At 66.1% G+C, this 16,958-nt stretch carries 18 protein-coding genes; 13 read left to right on the top strand and 5 right to left on the bottom strand.

Annotated features, from left to right (window positions below):
* Positions 1 to 642 precede the first annotated feature (642 nt).
* The gene (locus A5759_RS03915) at positions 643 to 1,239 is read right to left on the bottom strand and encodes a TetR/AcrR family transcriptional regulator (protein WP_068194045.1); all 597 of its coding nucleotides are present in this window, start codon (positions 1,237 to 1,239) and stop codon (positions 643 to 645) included.
* A 72-nt stretch (positions 1,240 to 1,311) separates the two neighbouring features.
* On the opposite strand from A5759_RS03915, the gene A5759_RS03910 reads away from it, so the two are divergent.
* Entirely contained in the window at positions 1,312 to 2,895 is a 1,584-nt protein-coding gene (locus A5759_RS03910; protein WP_068194042.1) for an NAD(P)/FAD-dependent oxidoreductase, read from the top strand.
* On the opposite strand, the gene A5759_RS26055 is transcribed toward A5759_RS03910, so the two are convergent.
* Positions 2,883 to 3,329 carry a hypothetical protein gene (locus tag A5759_RS26055; protein ID WP_369816164.1) on the bottom strand — a complete coding sequence of 149 codons (447 nt, stop codon included), beginning with the start codon at positions 3,327 to 3,329 and terminating at the stop codon, positions 2,883 to 2,885. The genes A5759_RS03910 and A5759_RS26055 overlap by 13 nt on opposite strands.
* A 680-nt stretch (positions 3,330 to 4,009) precedes the next feature.
* Between A5759_RS26055 and A5759_RS03900 the strand changes: the two genes are divergently transcribed.
* The 3 genes from A5759_RS03900 to A5759_RS03890 all read left to right on the top strand — a co-directional run bounded on the left by A5759_RS03900 (position 4,010) and on the right by A5759_RS03890 (position 5,663).
* Positions 4,010 to 4,426, top strand: coding sequence for a hypothetical protein (locus A5759_RS03900; protein WP_231984535.1), 417 nt, complete (start codon positions 4,010 to 4,012; stop codon positions 4,424 to 4,426).
* Positions 4,427 to 4,506: 80 nt separating this feature from the next.
* A complete protein-coding gene (locus A5759_RS03895; protein WP_068194039.1) occupies positions 4,507 to 4,968 on the top strand; it encodes a DUF3592 domain-containing protein in 462 nt (153 codons plus the stop codon).
* Positions 4,969 to 5,150: 182 nt separating this feature from the next.
* The gene (locus tag A5759_RS03890) at positions 5,151 to 5,663 is read left to right on the top strand and encodes a peptidoglycan recognition family protein (RefSeq protein ID WP_082961969.1); all 513 of its coding nucleotides are present in this window, start codon (positions 5,151 to 5,153) and stop codon (positions 5,661 to 5,663) included.
* 3 nt (positions 5,664 to 5,666) lie between these two features.
* Here A5759_RS03890 and A5759_RS03885 read toward each other — a convergent pair whose 3' ends face one another.
* Positions 5,667 to 7,004, bottom strand: coding sequence for an adenylate/guanylate cyclase domain-containing protein (locus A5759_RS03885; RefSeq protein WP_068194037.1), 1,338 nt, complete (start codon positions 7,002 to 7,004; stop codon positions 5,667 to 5,669).
* A 387-nt stretch (positions 7,005 to 7,391) separates the two neighbouring features.
* Here A5759_RS03885 and A5759_RS03880 point away from each other — a divergent pair, with 387 nt between their 5' ends.
* The 7 genes from A5759_RS03880 (at position 7,392) to arr (ending at position 12,979) form a co-directional block, all read left to right on the top strand.
* On the top strand, positions 7,392 to 7,691 hold the full coding sequence (locus A5759_RS03880) for a DUF732 domain-containing protein (RefSeq protein WP_197505945.1): 300 nt from the start codon (positions 7,392 to 7,394) through the stop codon (positions 7,689 to 7,691).
* A gap of 25 nt (positions 7,692 to 7,716) precedes the next feature.
* The gene (locus tag A5759_RS03875) at positions 7,717 to 8,823 is read left to right on the top strand and encodes a hypothetical protein (RefSeq protein ID WP_068194032.1); all 1,107 of its coding nucleotides are present in this window, start codon (positions 7,717 to 7,719) and stop codon (positions 8,821 to 8,823) included.
* 192 nt (positions 8,824 to 9,015) lie between these two features.
* Complete coding sequence (locus tag A5759_RS03870) at positions 9,016 to 9,960, top strand: metal-dependent hydrolase (protein WP_068194028.1); 945 nt, start codon at positions 9,016 to 9,018, stop codon at positions 9,958 to 9,960.
* Between the two features lie 5 nt (positions 9,961 to 9,965).
* Positions 9,966 to 10,145, top strand: a complete 180-nt coding sequence (locus A5759_RS03865; RefSeq protein ID WP_369816163.1) for a ferredoxin — start codon at positions 9,966 to 9,968, stop codon at positions 10,143 to 10,145.
* A 2-nt stretch (positions 10,146 to 10,147) separates the two neighbouring features.
* Positions 10,148 to 11,350, top strand: coding sequence for an NAD(P)/FAD-dependent oxidoreductase (locus A5759_RS03860; RefSeq protein ID WP_068194022.1), 1,203 nt, complete (start codon positions 10,148 to 10,150; stop codon positions 11,348 to 11,350).
* Positions 11,351 to 11,431: 81 nt separating this feature from the next.
* Positions 11,432 to 12,166: a M15 family metallopeptidase gene (locus tag A5759_RS03855; RefSeq protein WP_231984534.1), complete on the top strand. Its 735-nt coding sequence runs from the start codon at positions 11,432 to 11,434 to the stop codon at positions 12,164 to 12,166.
* Positions 12,167 to 12,550: 384 nt separating this feature from the next.
* Positions 12,551 to 12,979 (top strand): NAD(+)--rifampin ADP-ribosyltransferase, encoded by a 429-nt coding sequence (arr, locus tag A5759_RS03850; RefSeq protein ID WP_068194015.1) that lies wholly within the window; start codon positions 12,551 to 12,553, stop codon positions 12,977 to 12,979.
* A gap of 9 nt (positions 12,980 to 12,988) precedes the next feature.
* Here arr and A5759_RS03845 read toward each other — a convergent pair whose 3' ends face one another.
* Entirely contained in the window at positions 12,989 to 13,162 is a 174-nt protein-coding gene (locus A5759_RS03845) for a CsbD family protein (protein ID WP_064427164.1), read from the bottom strand.
* 57 nt (positions 13,163 to 13,219) lie between these two features.
* Positions 13,220 to 14,029 (bottom strand): DUF1206 domain-containing protein, encoded by an 810-nt coding sequence (locus A5759_RS03840; protein ID WP_068194012.1) that lies wholly within the window; start codon positions 14,027 to 14,029, stop codon positions 13,220 to 13,222.
* 123 nt (positions 14,030 to 14,152) lie between these two features.
* Here A5759_RS03840 and A5759_RS03835 point away from each other — a divergent pair, with 123 nt between their 5' ends.
* Positions 14,153 to 14,578, top strand: coding sequence for a lipoprotein LpqH (locus tag A5759_RS03835; RefSeq protein ID WP_068194009.1), 426 nt, complete (start codon positions 14,153 to 14,155; stop codon positions 14,576 to 14,578).
* A gap of 52 nt (positions 14,579 to 14,630) precedes the next feature.
* Positions 14,631 to 16,952, top strand: a complete 2,322-nt coding sequence (locus A5759_RS03830; protein WP_068194006.1) for an alpha/beta hydrolase-fold protein — start codon at positions 14,631 to 14,633, stop codon at positions 16,950 to 16,952.
* Positions 16,953 to 16,958 lie beyond the last annotated feature (6 nt).

Here is a 16,958-nt window from a genome sequence, read left to right as displayed (position 1 = left end):
CCTTGGCCGCCATGAAACCACGCCGGAACCATCAAATCCAGGGACTAGAGTCAGTCATTGGCGATGTCTTCGCCGCTAGCGCCAATTCGCCAAGCGAACTGTTTTGCAAAGCTATCGATCTCGGTATCTTGCGCTAACCGAAAGCTAAGTAACTCTTCTGCGGGCTAGGGAGCATACCCATAGCTAACCTCCGTGGCTATCGGCGTTCCGTTCTCCGCTAAGTCTCATCGCTCGAGCGTGAGTTGCCTCGCCATGAGGATGGATGGCGATGTCTCATGGATTTCAGCGGAGGTGCTATCCAGAACACGAACCGTCGTCGCGGTAGTTTGCTGAGGCCTCGCCGATTCCGTGGCGAAGGAGGATTGCCGGGCGGCCGTCGACGAGCCAGCCGGCGAGAGTAAGAACGGCCAGGGCGGTCTGGACGCTTTCGGAGTCGAACTGCATCGTCAATTCGGAGCATCCAGCTTGAGAGGTCATGGGCTCCGAGTCACCGCGGCTACGATCGCGCGTCAGTCTTCGTGTCTGCGTCAGCCGCCTCTTCGCTAGCAGTGGTCTCCAGCTTTCATTCGCACTACTTCTCGAAGCCGACGGTGCAGAGGACTAGAGCGATCGGAGCTCTCGACCGATGAGGGAGCTTGATCGTCATTGCATCGGCGCGAGCCCCGACCGCACCAACTCCACGCTCTCGGCAACAATCTGCCCGAGATCGCCAACGCAACCGTCCCGCCCCCAGTTCTCCACGGCCACAACCAGCGCCGCCGCCAGCACCGCCCCCGCCACCTCTGCCTTCAACTCGATGCCCGGCAGATCGAGATGACGCGTCCGCACGAAGTCGGTGATCACCGCCGCGAACGACGCCTGCACCACTCGGAGGTGCCCAGCCGCCCGCTCACCGATGAGGCTCGCCCGCAGCAGCGCCGCCTGGCGCACCACCTCCAGATCGTGCGGGAAGCTCCCCACGCTCGCCATCACCGCATCGAACAGCGACTCCGACGCCGGCCGCCGCGCCAGCGCCTCCGCCAGCCACTCCAGGTGCGTCTCGTAGTCCGCGAATAGCACTGCTTCCTTCGTCGGGAAATGCCGGAAGAACGTTCGCTCCGTGACGCCCGCCTCCTCGGCCAGCTGTGACACCGTCACATTCGCGAACCCGTCCTTCGCGAACCGCGCCAACCCCACCCGCCGCAGCGCCTCTTTCGTCGCCTGACTGCGCTGCTGATGCAGGTTCACGGGCATGGCCATAGTCCCGCGATCGTATCGCAAGATTCTGTCAGTACCGCCACAATTATGTCAGTACTGACATACGCTGCGCGCATGAATAACTATGACGCGATCGTCGTCGGCGCCGGCCATAACGGCCTGACCGCCGCCGCGCTCCTCCAACGCGCCGGCCTGCGCACCCTGTGCCTCGAGGCCAACACCTATGCCGGCGGCATGGCCGCCACCGTCGAACTCATCGACGGCTTTCTCTACGAGATCGCCGGGTCCGTGCAGTTCCCCACCCCCAGCGAGATCACCAAGGACCTCGGCCTCGACACCCTGCCCACCGTCGACGCCGACGTCATGTCGGTCAACATCGGCGAGGCCGGCGAAGAAGCCATGGTCTTCTACCGCGACCCCATGCAACTGATGACCCACCTCGCCGACAAGCACGGCACCGACGCCGTCACCGGCATGGCCGAACTCATCGCCTGGAGCCAGGGGCCCGCCCGCGCGCTCGGCCGCTTCGACGTCCGCAAACCACCCAAGACCATCGACGAGATGTACGCCTGCGCCACAAACGAATCCGAACGCCGCGCCATCCACGAGACCCTGTTCGGCTCCGCGATGGACGTCATCGACCGCTACCTACCCGACCGCAAGCGCCACGCCGTCATGCGCGGCATGCTCGCCTTCCTCGCCATCAACTCCACCTACCGCGGGCCCTACACCCCCGGCAGCGCAACCTGTCTAGCCTTCGCCCTCGCCGTCCCCGACGAAGGCACCGCGATGATGACCAAACTCGAAGGCGGCATCGGCGCGCTGACCGAGCACTTGCGCGAGATGTTCGAAAGCCGCGGCGGCGAGATCCGCTACCGCACCAAGGTCGAGCAGATCCTCGTCGACAACGGCAAGGTCACCGGCGTCCGCTGCAAGAACGGCCACACCATCACCGCCCCGGTCGTCGTCTCCAACCTCTCCCCCGACGCCACCCTCACCGAACTCGTTGAGCCCGAGTATCTCTCGACCCAACTACTCGAACGGCTCCAAGGTCGCGACCACCGCGCCTCCTTCGTCCAGATGCACTTCGCCCTCGACGGCTTGCCCGAGTTCGCCCCGCCGTACGACGACCTGCTCAACGAACCCGGCATGCAACCCTCGGTCGGCATCTTCGGCTCACCCGAAGAACAACAGCGCCAATGGGAGAACACCTGCCGCGGCATCGTTCCCGACAACCCGTCGCTCGGCATCCAGATTCCGTCTGTGCACGACCCCAACATGGCGCCGCCCGGAAAGCATGCCGCCAGCGCCTACGCCTACGCGTTCCCCGTCGAGACGCCCCGCGAAAAACACGGCCAGCTGAAAAACGAGATGGCCCAACGCGTCATCGACAAGATCACCCGGTACGCGCCGAACTTCAAAGACATCCAGATCCGCCACATCACCTTCGCGCCGTACCACATGAACACCATGTTCGGCGCTCCCGCCGGCGACTTCTGCCACGGCCTGCTGCACCCCGACCTCATGGGCCCGAACCGGCCCGGCCCGAGAGGTTTTCGCGATCTGCCTATCGGCATCGACGGCCTATACCTCGGCGGCGCCGGCTGCCACGGCGGGCCCGGCATCACCTTCATCCCCGGATACAACGCCGGCTACCAGGTGCTCGACGACCTCAGCGGTCAGGATCAGCGGAGGTAGACCTGACCCTCTTGCGGAAATCCGCCGCCCGCCGTGGCGATGTGCACGTGGTCGTAATGGTTGGCGGTGTCCGAGCCGCGGTCCGACATGACATTCTTCGAGCCGTTGGGACGGTAGATGGTCTGCCGCCAGATGGCGTGCTCGAGTCCGAAGCGTTCCGCATTCGCCAGGACGTAGGCGAGGGCCTTGTCCCCGAGTTCCCTCCCCGCCGCCGAACGGGCGTCCGGGATCATCACATCGATCGCCAACCCATGCGGATGCCATTTCAAGGAATCGGAGCGGACGCCGCCGATGGTGAGGATCTCGGGAAACGTCGCACTGACGGCACGGGCCACCAAAATGGTGTCCACCTGCAGCCCGTTTTCCGGCGCCTTGCCGTGCGGCAACGTGGGCGGGGGAATCGGGGCGGGTGGTTGCGCGGCCATCAGGTTCACCGGCGGAGACGGTGGTTCTGGCGCCGCGGCGGCACCGCAACACGATGAGTCAACGACATGCGGATAGCTATCTGCGCCGACACCAAACAAAGCGACCGCCGAAATTACGCCCGCCACTACCGCCAAGCGCGAAGACCGCCGCATCTTGGCAAGTGAGTGTCTTCCCATCGCCGGCGGACGATACCCACCACCCCTATGCGTTGACCAATCGCCCGCAGGTCAACCAGCATCAAGATTTTTCGCGCACGCCTGACCGGAAAAGACCAGTTCACAGGGGTTAAATGGGAAACTATGAGGAGCTGTCAGCAAACTATATCTCAGTTAGCTCGTGCCCTACGTCATGAACCATAGGCAAATGTGACGCAGGCCGGGGATGGCCCCCCGGCGCGCGATCGCGCCCACGTGGTCCACCATTCCCCGTCGTGTTCCTTACGGCCCGTCGCGCCAATGCCACACTGATCCCCGTGGTCCGCACAGGTGCTCGGGCACAAGCGCTGCAGAATCTCATGATCCGCGCCGGTTTCGTTGTCGCACCCAGCGCTCCACCCGCCCCTCGGGTCGAGGCCCTCGGCTCCGAAGCTCGCGAGCGGGCGGTGGAATTGTTCAACTCGCTCCGCGGACAGATGCCGATGCCGCGCTTGCGGCCCGGGGCGTGGGACCTCGCGTTCTCGGATGGGCTGGTGATCGAACTCGACGAGGAGCTGCACTTCAACCGGTACCGCGCTCACACGCTGCAAACGAACTGGGCGTCAACCCTTCCGTGGCGAGACACCTATCTCCAGCTCTGCGCAGACTTCGAGGATGAATGCCTCGGCGCCGGCAGGTGGGGCAAGCGGTGGACAACTCCATCCTGCGAGTCGATGTTCGGGCCGCCGAGCCCACCTGGTGTCCTGGACGGGCCCGGCGCACCTCGATGGAAACAACGCGCGCTCTACGATGCGGTGAAAGAAATCGCGACGCGGCAGTCTCGAACGCCCCAGCTCTGTCGGCTGTCGGTCTGGGACCGGATCGGTGAAACGACGATCGGTGACGCACTCGCCGGAGCATTCATCGATCTTGATCAATTCACTGATTTCGTCGGACGACGGACGATCTAGGGGCGCTGGCGTCGCCGCAGCACACCACCGGGCCGGAAGAACCCGCAGCCCGCCGCTGATCACCGCGTTAAGCTCCGGCGGTGGCCAACTACGTCACCGAGATCGGCCTGTTGATCATCGGGATCTTCCTGCTGTTCCGCGGGCTGCCCGGAGTCTTGCAACTGATCGGTGCCCTCGGCTGGCAACAGGTCTCTGGCGTCATGCTCGGCTCCGGCGTCGCCGGCTACCAGACCCAGGCCGGCGCCGGGCGCATGGGCGCCAACGTGCAGCGCTCCGTCGTCGCCTACCAATACCAGCTCAACGGCCAAACCTTCGTCGGCCAGCGCGCCGCATTCGGCACACCCCTCGGCTTCGGCATGGGCCTCGGCGGCATCGCTTCCGCACAAGCCTCTCGATATGCCCCGGGCCAACCCGTCGACGTCTGGGTCGATCCCAAGAACCCGATGAACTCGGTGCTACGTCGCAGCGCCCCTTCGTCTTTGGTGATGACGGCGCTCGGCGTCGCCGTCCTCATCACCGCTGCAATATCGCTGATGAGCTGACCGTGCGCACCGACGACCTCAGCCGCCGACGGGTTCTTCAACTGGCCGGTCTCGCAGCCGCAACCTCGATCGCTCCGCAGGCGTTCGCGAGGGCGGCTCCACCAACGCCGTCCGTCCTGTGCCGCAACGCGTGGGGTGCCAAACCACCCCGCCCCGGCGGCACGCCACACACGCCCGTCCGCATGACGATCCACCACACGGCGGTGCCCCTCGGCGACAACGCCAACGCGCCGGCGCGCCTACGCCAGCATCAGCACTACCACCAAGACACCCAGGGCTGGATCGACATCGCCTACCACCTCAGCGTCGACCGCAACGGCAACATCTACGAACTGCGCCGACCTGAACTCGTCGGCGACACCGCGACCGACTACGACCCCACCGGCCACTTCCTCGTCGTCTGCGAGGGCGACTTCGACAAAGAGCCGATCACCGAGGAACAGCTCAACGGCGCAGCGCTCGCATTCGCCTGGGCTGCACAGCGTTTCGACATCCCGACCGACACCCTCGCCGGGCACCGCGACGCCAGCCACGACACCTCGTGTCCGGGTGCGAACCTCTACGCCCACGTCCTCGACGATGACCTCAAGAACCGCGTCGACGGACTCCTGGCCGCCGGAACCGTCGACCTTCGCACCATCTGTGGGCCCGAGGCATCGAAAGCCGTCGCCGACATCGAATCCGGCCTTCGCTGACCCTCAGGCGTCGCGCACCGCCAAGACCGGCCACCTGTCGGGCACACCCTTCAGTTCGTGGCTGCCCCGCTCGTCGAACACGATCCTCGACCCGAGCACCAACGGCGGGATCGCCCCCGACACCAGCACCTCACCGGGCCCCGCGAGCCCCACGATCCGCGCGGCGATGTGCACCGCGATGCCGTGCACGTCGCCGTCGGCCATCTCCACCTCACCGGTATGCAGGCCGGCACGGATCGTCAGCCCGAGATCGTCCAGCGCATCACGGATCGCGCACGAACAGTGGATCGCCCGGGCCGGACCGTCGAACGTCGCCAACGCGCCGTCGCCGGTGAACTTCACGACCGAGCCTCGGGCACCGGCCACGTGCCGCTCGACGACCCGGTCGTGCGCGGCGAGCGCCGTTGACCACGCCTCGTCGCCCAGCTGAGCCGCGCGTTCGGTCGACCCTACGATGTCGGTGAACAACACCGTCGACAGCACGCGGTTGCTCGGCACCGTGCCGCGACCGCCGGTGAGAAACGACTCGATCTCGTCGACGACCACGTCCGCGTTTCCCGCGAACCACACGTGATCGTCACCGTCGAACTCCACCACTCGGGCGTGCGGTATTCGCTCGGCGACGTATTGCCCATGCCCATCCCGCACGTGACGGTCGCCGCAGCGGTGCATCACGAGCGTGGGCGCCTGAATGCTTTCCAACACCGGCCGAACGTCGGTGCGCACGAACAGATCGAAGATGTCCGCGAAGTAACCCGGACCGCCCACCAGACGCTCACCACGCGCCATCCACCGCCGTTTCGCCGGATCCGACGCCCAGCTCGGAATCAGGTGGACCGACGACCCGCGTCCCACGCTCTCCTCGCACCACCGGACGTAGTCGGTCAGGGTCGGCTCGGGCATCCCGAACGGCTGGTCGGGCGTGCGGGCGTAATACGCGAACGGACTCCACAGCACCAGCGAGCGCACGCGGTGCGGATGGCTCGCCGCGAGCAGCATGACCGGCAGCGCCGACTCTGCCATCGCAAAGATGGAAACCTGCTCGGAGCCAACGGTATCCAGCACCGCGAGCAGACCGTCGACCCATGACTGCATCGCGGGCCTATCGCAAATCGGCACGGAATCCGAGCTGCCGACTCCGAGTAGGTCGGTCAAGATCAGCCGGCTGAACGACGACAGCCTGCGGAAGTGACCGGCGACGGTCGGCTCGTCCCACAGCAGATCTATCGGGAACGTGGCGGTGGGCACCCACAGAAGATCCGGCCCACCGTCACCGACCACCTGATAGGCGAGGTGAACGTCGCGGTCCCGGGCGTAGACGGTTTCGGGGCTCGCCGCCATTCTCCGAGCATGCCACCGCCGCGCGGACGACGGACATTTTCACGCGACAGTCGCCCCATCTCGCGCTGAGGCACGGTCCACTGCGGTGACCGTATGCAGTCCCAGCACCCAAATATTCGATCTTCGCGTTACGCGTGTGACGAACGAGGTCCGGCCGTCGTTCCAGCAAACTATTCATAGGGAAATCCCTGATTCCCCCGGCGGGGTATCTCCGTACCGTTTTCATCAGAGAAACCCCGAAAAAGCTGTTTGTCGGCCTCTTCGCAGTCAAGTACCAACGAACAGCCAGATGATGAAGCACCCACAAGAGGCGCCAGCGCTGCCGGGCGCAGCAACCTTTGGGGTCGTCGCATCGCCGCACACATCCGCATGACCAAGAAGTACGCCATGAAGAAACTACTTACCGGCCTCACGCTGGCACTGACCCTGAGCGTCGGCACCACCATCGGATCCGCCGCGCCTGCGTCCGCCGACGAGTTGAGCTACCTGACCGCCATGTCTCGGCTCGGCGTCACACCCACCGACGGCAACTACGTCACGCTGCTGCGCGTGGGTTACGCCATATGCGCGGACAAGTCGATGTGGGTCCCGCTCAACACCACCGTCGACAACGTCGCCTGGCACAACAACGTCACCTACACGCAAGCCCAAGCAGTGGTCATCGCCGCCAACACGTACCTCTGCTAGCCGAGCATCCACCGAAGGAATCACCATGGTCTACTCGCACTCGTACTACGACCACCAGCAGCCGACCGTCCCGTGGCCCGATGGTTACGACGATTCAGATCCGAAGCGCAACAGGCGAAATCCCGCCGTCACCGCCTCGCTCTCCGGGGGCGTCGCGGTGCTCGTCCTGGCGGTCGGCGTCCTGCTCGGCCTCCAGCTGACAGAATCCGGTCCCGACGACAAGGCCCCACCAAGCCCGACGCCAACCGTCGTTGCCAGCGCTCCGAACGTCCCGGCGCCCACGGTGCCGCGCGAACCAGTCGGCCGTTCCAGCCGACCGCCGGCAGACTCCACGCGTTTGGACCGCTCGACCTACGACTCGCTGACCGCGCGGGAGTTCGCCCTCATGGCCAAGGATCCGGACGCGTGGGCGGGCCGAAAGGTTGTGGTGTACGGCGTGATAACGCAGTTCGACTCCGCGACGGGTGCGACGTCGTTCCGCGCGGACACCGGACCCGCCCCGGTGATGGATGTCTACGACTACGACCAGAACACCATCATCACCGCTCGCGACGCGGATATGGTCGCCAAATTCGTCGAGAAGGACAGGGTGACGATGTACGTCGAGGTGCAGGGCTCGAGGACCTACGAGACACAGATCGGCGGATCGACGACTGTGCCGTCGTTGACGGCCAACATCATCGACAGCACCAGCCGACCCGCGTCCCGACCGGCCCCGACGTACCCCACCGCACAGCCTGATGTCGAGACCGCGAGCGGCAACCAACTGCGCGCGATCGCGGCGAGCGACAAGCCGATGGTCCTGGCAACCCTCGCCGATACGTGGGTTCCGCAGTTGAGTTCCAAGCGGCTCGGATTGTTCGCCGAAGGACGCACGTGGACCCACGCGGCGATACTGGCCGAGCACCAGCAACTCCGACAGGCCTACCCGGGCGCTCGTCTTTTGTGGGCAGGGGACTGGTCGACCTTTTCGGATTCGAACTTCTGGGTGACGGTCGCCGGGCCTACGTTCCCGACCGCCGAGGGCGCCTTGGCTTGGTGCAGGAGCGGAGGCTTCGACCGCGATCACTGCTTCGCGAAGCTGATCAGCACGACCCGCCCGGTCGAGGGCAGCACGGACTACAACGAGTAGCCCAAAGCGTGTCGGCGCGGCACACAGTCAATTCACAGCGAACCTCCGCCGCTTATGCGAGTACGGGACGCCTCTATCGGGTACGCGACCTGACGGACGGTCGCCCACCGCGCGTCGCTACCGGTGTTCGACCGGGCCTTCAACCAGGAAGGAACCGATGGCACACCCGTCGGTTGGCGGAAGAGGTAGCCCATGCCCGAAGTCGCACAGCACCACGACGGATACCCGAAGTACCGCAGGATGGTTCGCTTCGACTGGTCGGAGACGCCGATCCACTGGGTCCCCGGCGATCCGTTCTCCACGCACATGATGAACGTCCTGCATCTGCTCCTGCCCGAGGGTGAACGGCACTTCATCAAAGCCGTGCTGGAGGCGTCATCTCTGGTCGACGATCCCGAACTCGAGGCGTCGATCAAACCGTTCATCCAGCAGGAGTCCTGGCACGCCTGGGCACACCAGGTGGTGTTGGACCACCTGGCCGAGCAGGGCATCGACACCAAGCCCTACACCGACCGCCTCGGCAGGTCCTTGTCGATGACACTGGGTGACCCGCCGAAGTTCTTCCCGCCGCCGCTGAAACGGTGGTGGCTCTACCGTCGGCTCGCCGATGTGGCCGCGCTGGAGCACTTCACCGCGGTGCTCGGCCAGTGGGTGCTGCAGAACCGCGGGCTCGACTACGCCCGCACCGATCCCGTCATGCTCGATCTGCTCCGCTGGCACGGCGCCGAAGAGGTCGAGCACCGCTCGCTGGTCTTCGACGTGTACCAGCACGTCTGCGGCAACTACTTCATCCGCGCGTTCTCGATGCTGATGACCGCGCCGCTGTTCGTCGGCTGGTGGATCGCCGGGGCGCGCTACTTGATGGCCAACGATCCGACCATCGACCAGAAGTGGCGATTCCGGGACTGGCTGCGCGCAGCGCGCGAGTACAAGCTGCCGGGTCCGTGGAACTTCCTTGTGACGGTGCCGCTGCGTTACATGCGTCCCAGCCACCACCCGAGCCACGAGGCCAACACCCAGATGGCCATCGACTACCTGGAGCACTCGCCGGCAGCGCGGGCCGCACGCGAACGTGCGGGGTCACCGAGTCGGCAGAACACCACGGCGACAGAGATGGAAGGGGCCGGAGTGCGATGAAGGTCATGGTCGATTTCGACACCTGTGACGGCAACGGCGTCTGCATGAGCATCTGCCATGAAGTGTTCGACCTGCGTGAGGACGGCTTACACGTGGTTCAGGAAGCGCCGGGCGAGGAGCTCCGCCAACAGTTGAAGGGTGCCGAGGTCTCCTGTCCCACCCGGGCGATCCTGGTGAAGGACTGACCATGGCGACGGGACTGCGAGACGTTGTTGTCATCGGCGCCGGGGTCGCAGGCGTGCGAGCGGCGGAGACATTGCGGCGGAAAGGCTTTGACGGTGCGCTGACGATCGTCGGCGACGAGCGGCAACCCCCTTACCACCGGCCACCGCTGTCGAAGAAACTGTTGTCCGGAGAGATCCATCGGGCAGGCATCGACATGGCGCCGCAGTTCGACATCGACGCCCGGGTGCTACGCGGCGCCTCGGCGGTGGGGCTGGACGACAAATCGTGCATCGTCCGCGTTCGAGACGAGGATCGAGAGCTGTCGCTGGGGTACGACGGACTGGTGATCGCCAGCGGCGCCGTTCCCCGCCAGTGGCCGGGTGGTCCGGTGCCCGACGGCGTCATGATGCTGCGCACGGTCGACGACTGCCTCGCCATCCGGGAACGGCTCGCCTCGCGCCCCCGTGTCGCGGTGGTCGGCGGCGGCTTCATCGGGGTCGAGGTGGCCGCTACCTGCCGGGCGCTCGGGTTGAATGTGACACTGATCCAACGGGGTTCGAACCCGTTGCTGTCGGCACTGGGCGCAGAGCTGGCGCCGCACTGGGCCGAGCTGCACCGGGGGCACGGTGTCGACCTTCGGCTCGGAGTCGGTGTCGAGAAATTCGTGGGCAAGCGCAAGGTGAAGGCACTTCGGTTGACCGACGGTTCCCGGGTCAAGGCCGACCTCGTCGTCATCGGCCTGGGTGTCACACCCGCAACCGACTGGCTCGAGTTTTCGGGAGTGCGCATCGACGACGGCGTGCTCTGCGACGCCACGGGCACCGCCGAGGGCGTTCGCGGCGTCGTGGCCGCCGGCGATGTAGCACGCTGGTGGCATCCGCGTTACGAACGCCATCTGCGGATCGAACACTGGGACGTCGCCAACCGCCAGGGCGAGGCGGCGGCGCAGACGCTGTTGACCGGTCCGCAGCACGCCGAGCGCTTCGACGAGATCCCTTACTTCTGGTCAGATCAGTACGACGTGAAACTTCAGATGCTGGGTCTGCCAACCGATCACGACTCGGTCGAGATTGTCGAGGGCGACGTCGACCAGTGGGAGTTCGTCGCGGCGTACGGGCGTGGCGGGCGCACCGTCGCGGTGCTCAGCACGATCCCCGGACGCGTTCACGCCTACCGCGGCGCCCTCGAGGAGAATGCGGCGTTTCCGCCCAAGCCGGCGGCATAGCACCGGCGCTGCTCGGATCGCGGCCTGAACCAGCGTCGCGATCTGCGAAGTGCCACTGCGGGGACACAGTACGATCCGGTCGTGGGCACATTCGGTCGGGCGGTCGCCAAGCCGGTGGTCATCTTCGCGGCCACTGCGGTGCTCGTGCAGTGCGCCTCCTCGCCGCCGCCTGCCGAGTCCACGCCGCCGCCGACTACGACCACGACGCAGACCACCACTGCCGCGGCCCCTTCCCCACCAACGACCACGCCGCCGCCACCTCCGAAAGTTCTGCCGGTCACCGCGGCCGACCTCGGTGAAAGCTGGCGTCCCGGTTGTCCTCTCGGCCCGGAGCGACTGCGGCGCATCGAAATCGACCATCTCGGAATGGATTTGCAGACGCATCGCGGAGAGTTGGTCGTGCACGAAGACCTCGTACCCGAGGTCATCGAGATCTTCGAAGAGCTCCGTGAAGCGCGCTATCCGATCGAAAAGATGCGCACGCCCGACGATTACCCGGGCGCCGAGGACGAACTGTCCATGCGCGACAACAACACCTCAGCGTTCAACTGCCGCGACATCCCCGGGTCCGGCAACTGGTCCCACCACGCCTACGGCCGGGCCATCGACATCAATCCCCTCATCAACCCCTACATCGACAACGCTGGTGACCTCCAGCCCGCCAACGCCGCACCGTATCTCGATCGCACCCGCATCGACCCGGGCCTACTGCACGCCGACGATCCCGCGGTCCGGGTCTTCACCGACCGCGGCTGGACGTGGGGCGGCGATTGGCAGAACCCGAAGGACTACCAGCACTTCGAAAAGCCCGAATAAGTTCCCCCCGAAAAGAATTCAAGTTCCTCATTCGCAATACAACCCGTACCGGACAGTTACCCGGCTCCGGCCGATGTTGCGTAGCGTCTTGCGCTATTGCCCACGCCGATGGAGAACGTATGCCGTTTCCCTGGGAACTGAATTCCGAACGTCCCTACCGTCACGAGATCTACCCCGACCCACGAAGCTCACCACCTGACGATCCAGAGCACCTCATCGAAGACGCCGACTCTGCGAAAAGGATTTTCGGGAACAGGCGGCAGTAGTAACGACCCTGCGAATGTCTTCCCACTCTCACTTTACGACAGGGGGTGGGGCTTGCGGCAAGACCCCTGACGTGCTGCACAATCGTCCGGCCATCGCCGCAACGGATGAAGGAGCAGTGTGTCGAAACCGCCAAAGCCATTCGAAGTCCACGAGTCTGGCGCTTACCTCCACGGCACCAAAGCGGACCTCGCCGTGGGCGATCTGCTGGTGCCGGGGCGCAGGTCGAACTTCGAAGATGGGCGCATCTCCAACCACGTCTACATAACGCAGACCTTGGACGCCGCCACCTGGGGCGCCGAGCTGGCGACCGGTGAGGGACGCGGCCGCATCTACATCGTCGAACCCCTTGGCGCCGTGGAGGACGATCCAAACGTCACGGACAAGAAGCTGCCCGGCAATCCGACGCGCTCCTACCGGACCCGCGAGCCGGTGAGAATCGTCGGCGAGATCACCGACTGGGTCGGGCATCCACCCGAGCAGCTTCAAGCCATGCTCGACGGCTTGGAAGACCTCCGGCGCCGGGGTCTTGCCATCATCTACGACTGAGCCAGAAAGCTACTTCTTGAAGGCGTCCTTGATCTTCTCGCCGGCATCCTTGAAGTTGGATTTCGCTTGATCGCTGCGGCCCTCGTCGCGGGTGCGCGCGTCGCCGGTCATGTTGCCGACCGCTTCCTTCGCCTTACCGGCGAGGTTGTCCACCTTGTTACGTGCTTTATCCGCTGCGCTCACGCTTCCTCCTCGAAGTCGACTGCCGCTCGATTACCTCAGCAGCCACAAACGGAAACCTCACATGCGGGAGTAGCGGGCCAACGCGAAGCTGTAGAGCCCGTAGGCCGCGAAACCGGTTGCCGCAGCGATCAAGATCGCATCACCGTAATGTGCGCGTCCGAGTGCCTTGACCGCACCGTCGAGGCCCGTCGACTTGGCGGGATCGCTCACGTAGGTCGCGACGACGACCGACAGGCCGGCCGCGAACAGCACCAAACCCTCGGCGACATGGCCGCAGATGCCCAGCACCGTGACCAGCCGGCCACCCGGGACGGTGAGGTCTTTAAGGAACTTGCGCGTCGCGCCCTTGTGGACGAAGTAGGCGCCGATCACCGCGATCGCGAGCCCCGCGAGCACCAGAACCGCCTTGCCGCCGTCGGACTGCATCAACCTTGCGCTCAAGCCGGCGGTCTGCTCACTACCCCGCATCCGTGCACCCAGCGCAACCTGGATCGCGGTGAAGGCCACCGCGCAGTACACCAGTGCCAACCCAAAAGCCCTGAGCCGGTTCATCAGTGGCGAATCGCGTTTGTGCGCCTCGGTGCTCTCACCGGGATGCAGCCCCAACACCGTTTCGGCGAACCGCCACATCGCCAGCGCGATCAGCCCGGCGGCGACGATCCACAGCGAGAAGGTTCCGCCGCCCTCCGTGGCCAGCGTCCTCAGGGCACCGGACTGATCGGCCTCGCCGCCGAGGCCCAGCGCGATCCGCAGGATCGTGTAGGCCACCAGCAGGTGCAGTGTTCCGCTGACCGGATATCCCGCACGGGCGCAGAACTGGACCACGCGACTTCCGGTGGCATCGTTGACCGCGCCCTTGAAGCTCATGTTGTCACCGGACCACCTGACACCCGGCTCTATTACCCCAGCCGTTTTCCGGCGAAACGGCCGATGACCGCCCCCGGCGCCGCCCCGCCGGGGTAACCTCCCCACGCCAGAGGGAGGTGTCACATGCGATTGCGGACCAGTGGTGTACCGGTGTTGGCGGCGGCAGCACTCGTCTCGGGATGTGGCCTGGTCGGGGAGACGCCGTCTGAAGAGCCCGCCCGGTCGGGACGGATCGTCGTCGACGGCAACGGTGTGGATACCCAGACCGTCGAGTGCACCCAGCTTCAGTGGTCGATGCAGATCGACGCAAAGGCGAAGACCGGCAGCGCGCAGGTGTACCTGGAGCTCGGCGGCGAACAGCCGGTCGTGCGGACCGTCAACATCGAGAACGTCAACGAGATCAACGGCGTTTCCGGGGGCGAGGCGGGCAAAGCCGAGGCCACCACCAACGGCAACGTCTACACCATCACCGGCACCGTCGTCGGCGCCGACGAGCGCAATCCCGGCCAATCCCGCACGATGCCGTTCGAGATCAAAGCGCCCTGCTGAGTCGGCGGCGGTAAATCCCCGCGGAACGACGGACTGCTCCTACGTTGGGGGCATGTCCCTCATCGACCTGGCGCTGCTGCCACTGCGGATCGGACGCCGCGCGGCAGACACTGTGCTCAAAGCCGTCACCCCCGAACCGCGTGGCCGGCAATCGGAACTCGTCGTCATCGGCGGGATGCCCGAAGGCGTGCCCGCCGCGGCATTGCGTCCCGAACCCGAGCTCCCCGCGCCAGAGAGCTGGCCGTTCGGCGAAGACTTCCCCCGCACCTGCGGAACGGGCCGCTACGCCGGCGGCGCGTTCTTCTGGACCGATTTCCTCTACGACGACCACGGCGCCACCGGCCTGCTCGTCGACATCCCGACCGGCGGCCTGGTGCCCCCGCGCGGCACCTACGTCTACCCTGACGGGCCCGCCGCCCGCAACGGCGCCGACATCTTCCGCGTCGCGATCGGCCTCACCGACACCCACACATGGTGGCGCGTCGACTGGAACACCCTGATCGACGCGTCAATCCCGATCGCGCTGTTCACTTTTGACACCGGAGCCGCTCCGGCGGCGACATCAGACACCGACCGCACCGCGGCGCCCACCAACGAGTGGCCCGCCGGGGCCGGTGTCACCTCGGCCGGCATCGACACGGCCCTGCTCATCTCCGCCACAGGCGCGCGGCTGATCGACCTCACGACGCAGTCGTCGACGCCCGTCGAGCACGAGGTCGACATGCAGTCCCGGTCCTTCCTCGCCAAAGTGCCCCGCGCGCTCGCCGAACCGGGAGGCACCTGGACGGTCCGGGTGGCCGCCGGGTTGGCCAACGACGCGGGCGACGGTTTCGCCGACGTGCCCGTCGGTCGCGGCGCGCGGCCCGGCCAGCCGAACGTCTACAACGTCGCCTTCCGTACCCACCAGCAGGAGAAGGCGCACCTGAACTTCTGGTCGGATCAGGCCCAAGCCGAAGCACTCAGCGACGGCGACGTCACCGAGTTCTCGGTTCCGCTCGCCTGGGACCAGCTCGCCGATCGCGCCACCACCGAAGAGCCGATCGTGGGCGGTACCTCCACCCGCTGGTACGTCTCCTCGATCGAGCTGGGCCAGGGCGTCGCCAAGACGAACATCCTGAGCACCGATCCCCAGTTCCTCGGCCGCGTGCAGCCCTACTCCGCGTGCCTGCCCTCGACGTACACACCCGGCCGACAGCTGCCGTTGACGCTCCTCCTGCACTCACTTGCGTTGGGGCAGAACCAGTTCGCCGCGATCGACCCGCGTCTGCTGCACCAGGTCTGCGAGGACCGCGAATCGGTGGTGGTGACGCCGCTGGCCCGCGGTCCGTCGTGCTGGTACTTCGACGAAGGCGAACTCGACGTGTGGGAGGTGTGGGCCCGGGTGGCCGAACAGCTCGGCACCGATCCCAACCGCACCGTCGTCTCCGGCTACTCCATGGGCGGCTACGCGGCCTACAAACTGGGACTGACATACCCGGAGGTGTTCGCCCAGGCCGTCGTGCTGGCCGGACCGCCCGTCTGCGGGGTGCGGCTGCTGCCCGACGTCGACGTCCCCGGCGACCTCGACTTCGATTCGCACTGCGCCCGTGAAGGCGATACCTGGGAACTGCTGCCCAACGGGCGGTGGCTGCCGTTCGTCATCGCCCACGGCGTGCTCGACCAGTTCGTGCCGATCACGTCGGTGCTGTCCCAGGTGCTCGAACTCGACCGGCTGGGCTACCGCTACCGGTTCACCGTCTACCCGTTCGAGGATCACGTGACGTGGGTGCTCGACGACGAGTTCGACGATCCGATCGCCCACGTGGGCACCGGGCTCCGCCAGCCCGACCCCGGTCACATCACCTACTCGTGGTACCCGGAGCTGGTGCGGCCCGATCTCGGCCTTGGGCCCCAGCACGTTTGGTGGTTGTCGAATCTGTCGGCCGATCCCGACCTGGCCGGCAGGCGTGGCGCCGTCGCGACCGTCGACGCGCGGTCGTATGCGCGCCCTGACCCGACGCGCACGATCCGCCGTCGGCGCGGCGTCGAACCCGACCTCGACCTGTCCCCCGGCCTGTACACCGAACTGCTCTGGCGCACAGGCCCGGGCGTCGAGCCCATGCCGTTCCTGACACTGAAGCTGACCGGCGTCGCGGGCATCACCGTCGACGTCGCCCGGGCCGGGCTCGCGTCGCTGGACACGTCGAGCATCGATATCTCCACCGACACCGAGACGCGTATCGAACTCGGCGCGTTGCCGCCCGATGTGGCGGTTCTGCTCGACGGCGAACCGACCGGAGCCGACGTGCGGGTGCCCGTCGGGCGGTACACCATCGCCCTGACCGCGGCGACCGTGCCCTCGAAAGAGGTGATGGCGGCGTTGCTGCGCCGGTAACATCCC

The sequence above is a fragment of the Mycobacterium sp. 852014-52144_SCH5372336 genome (assembly GCF_001665615.1).
Taxonomy (GTDB): domain Bacteria; phylum Actinomycetota; class Actinomycetes; order Mycobacteriales; family Mycobacteriaceae; genus Mycobacterium; species Mycobacterium neumannii_A.
This window is presented reverse-complemented; position numbering and strand designations above follow the sequence as displayed.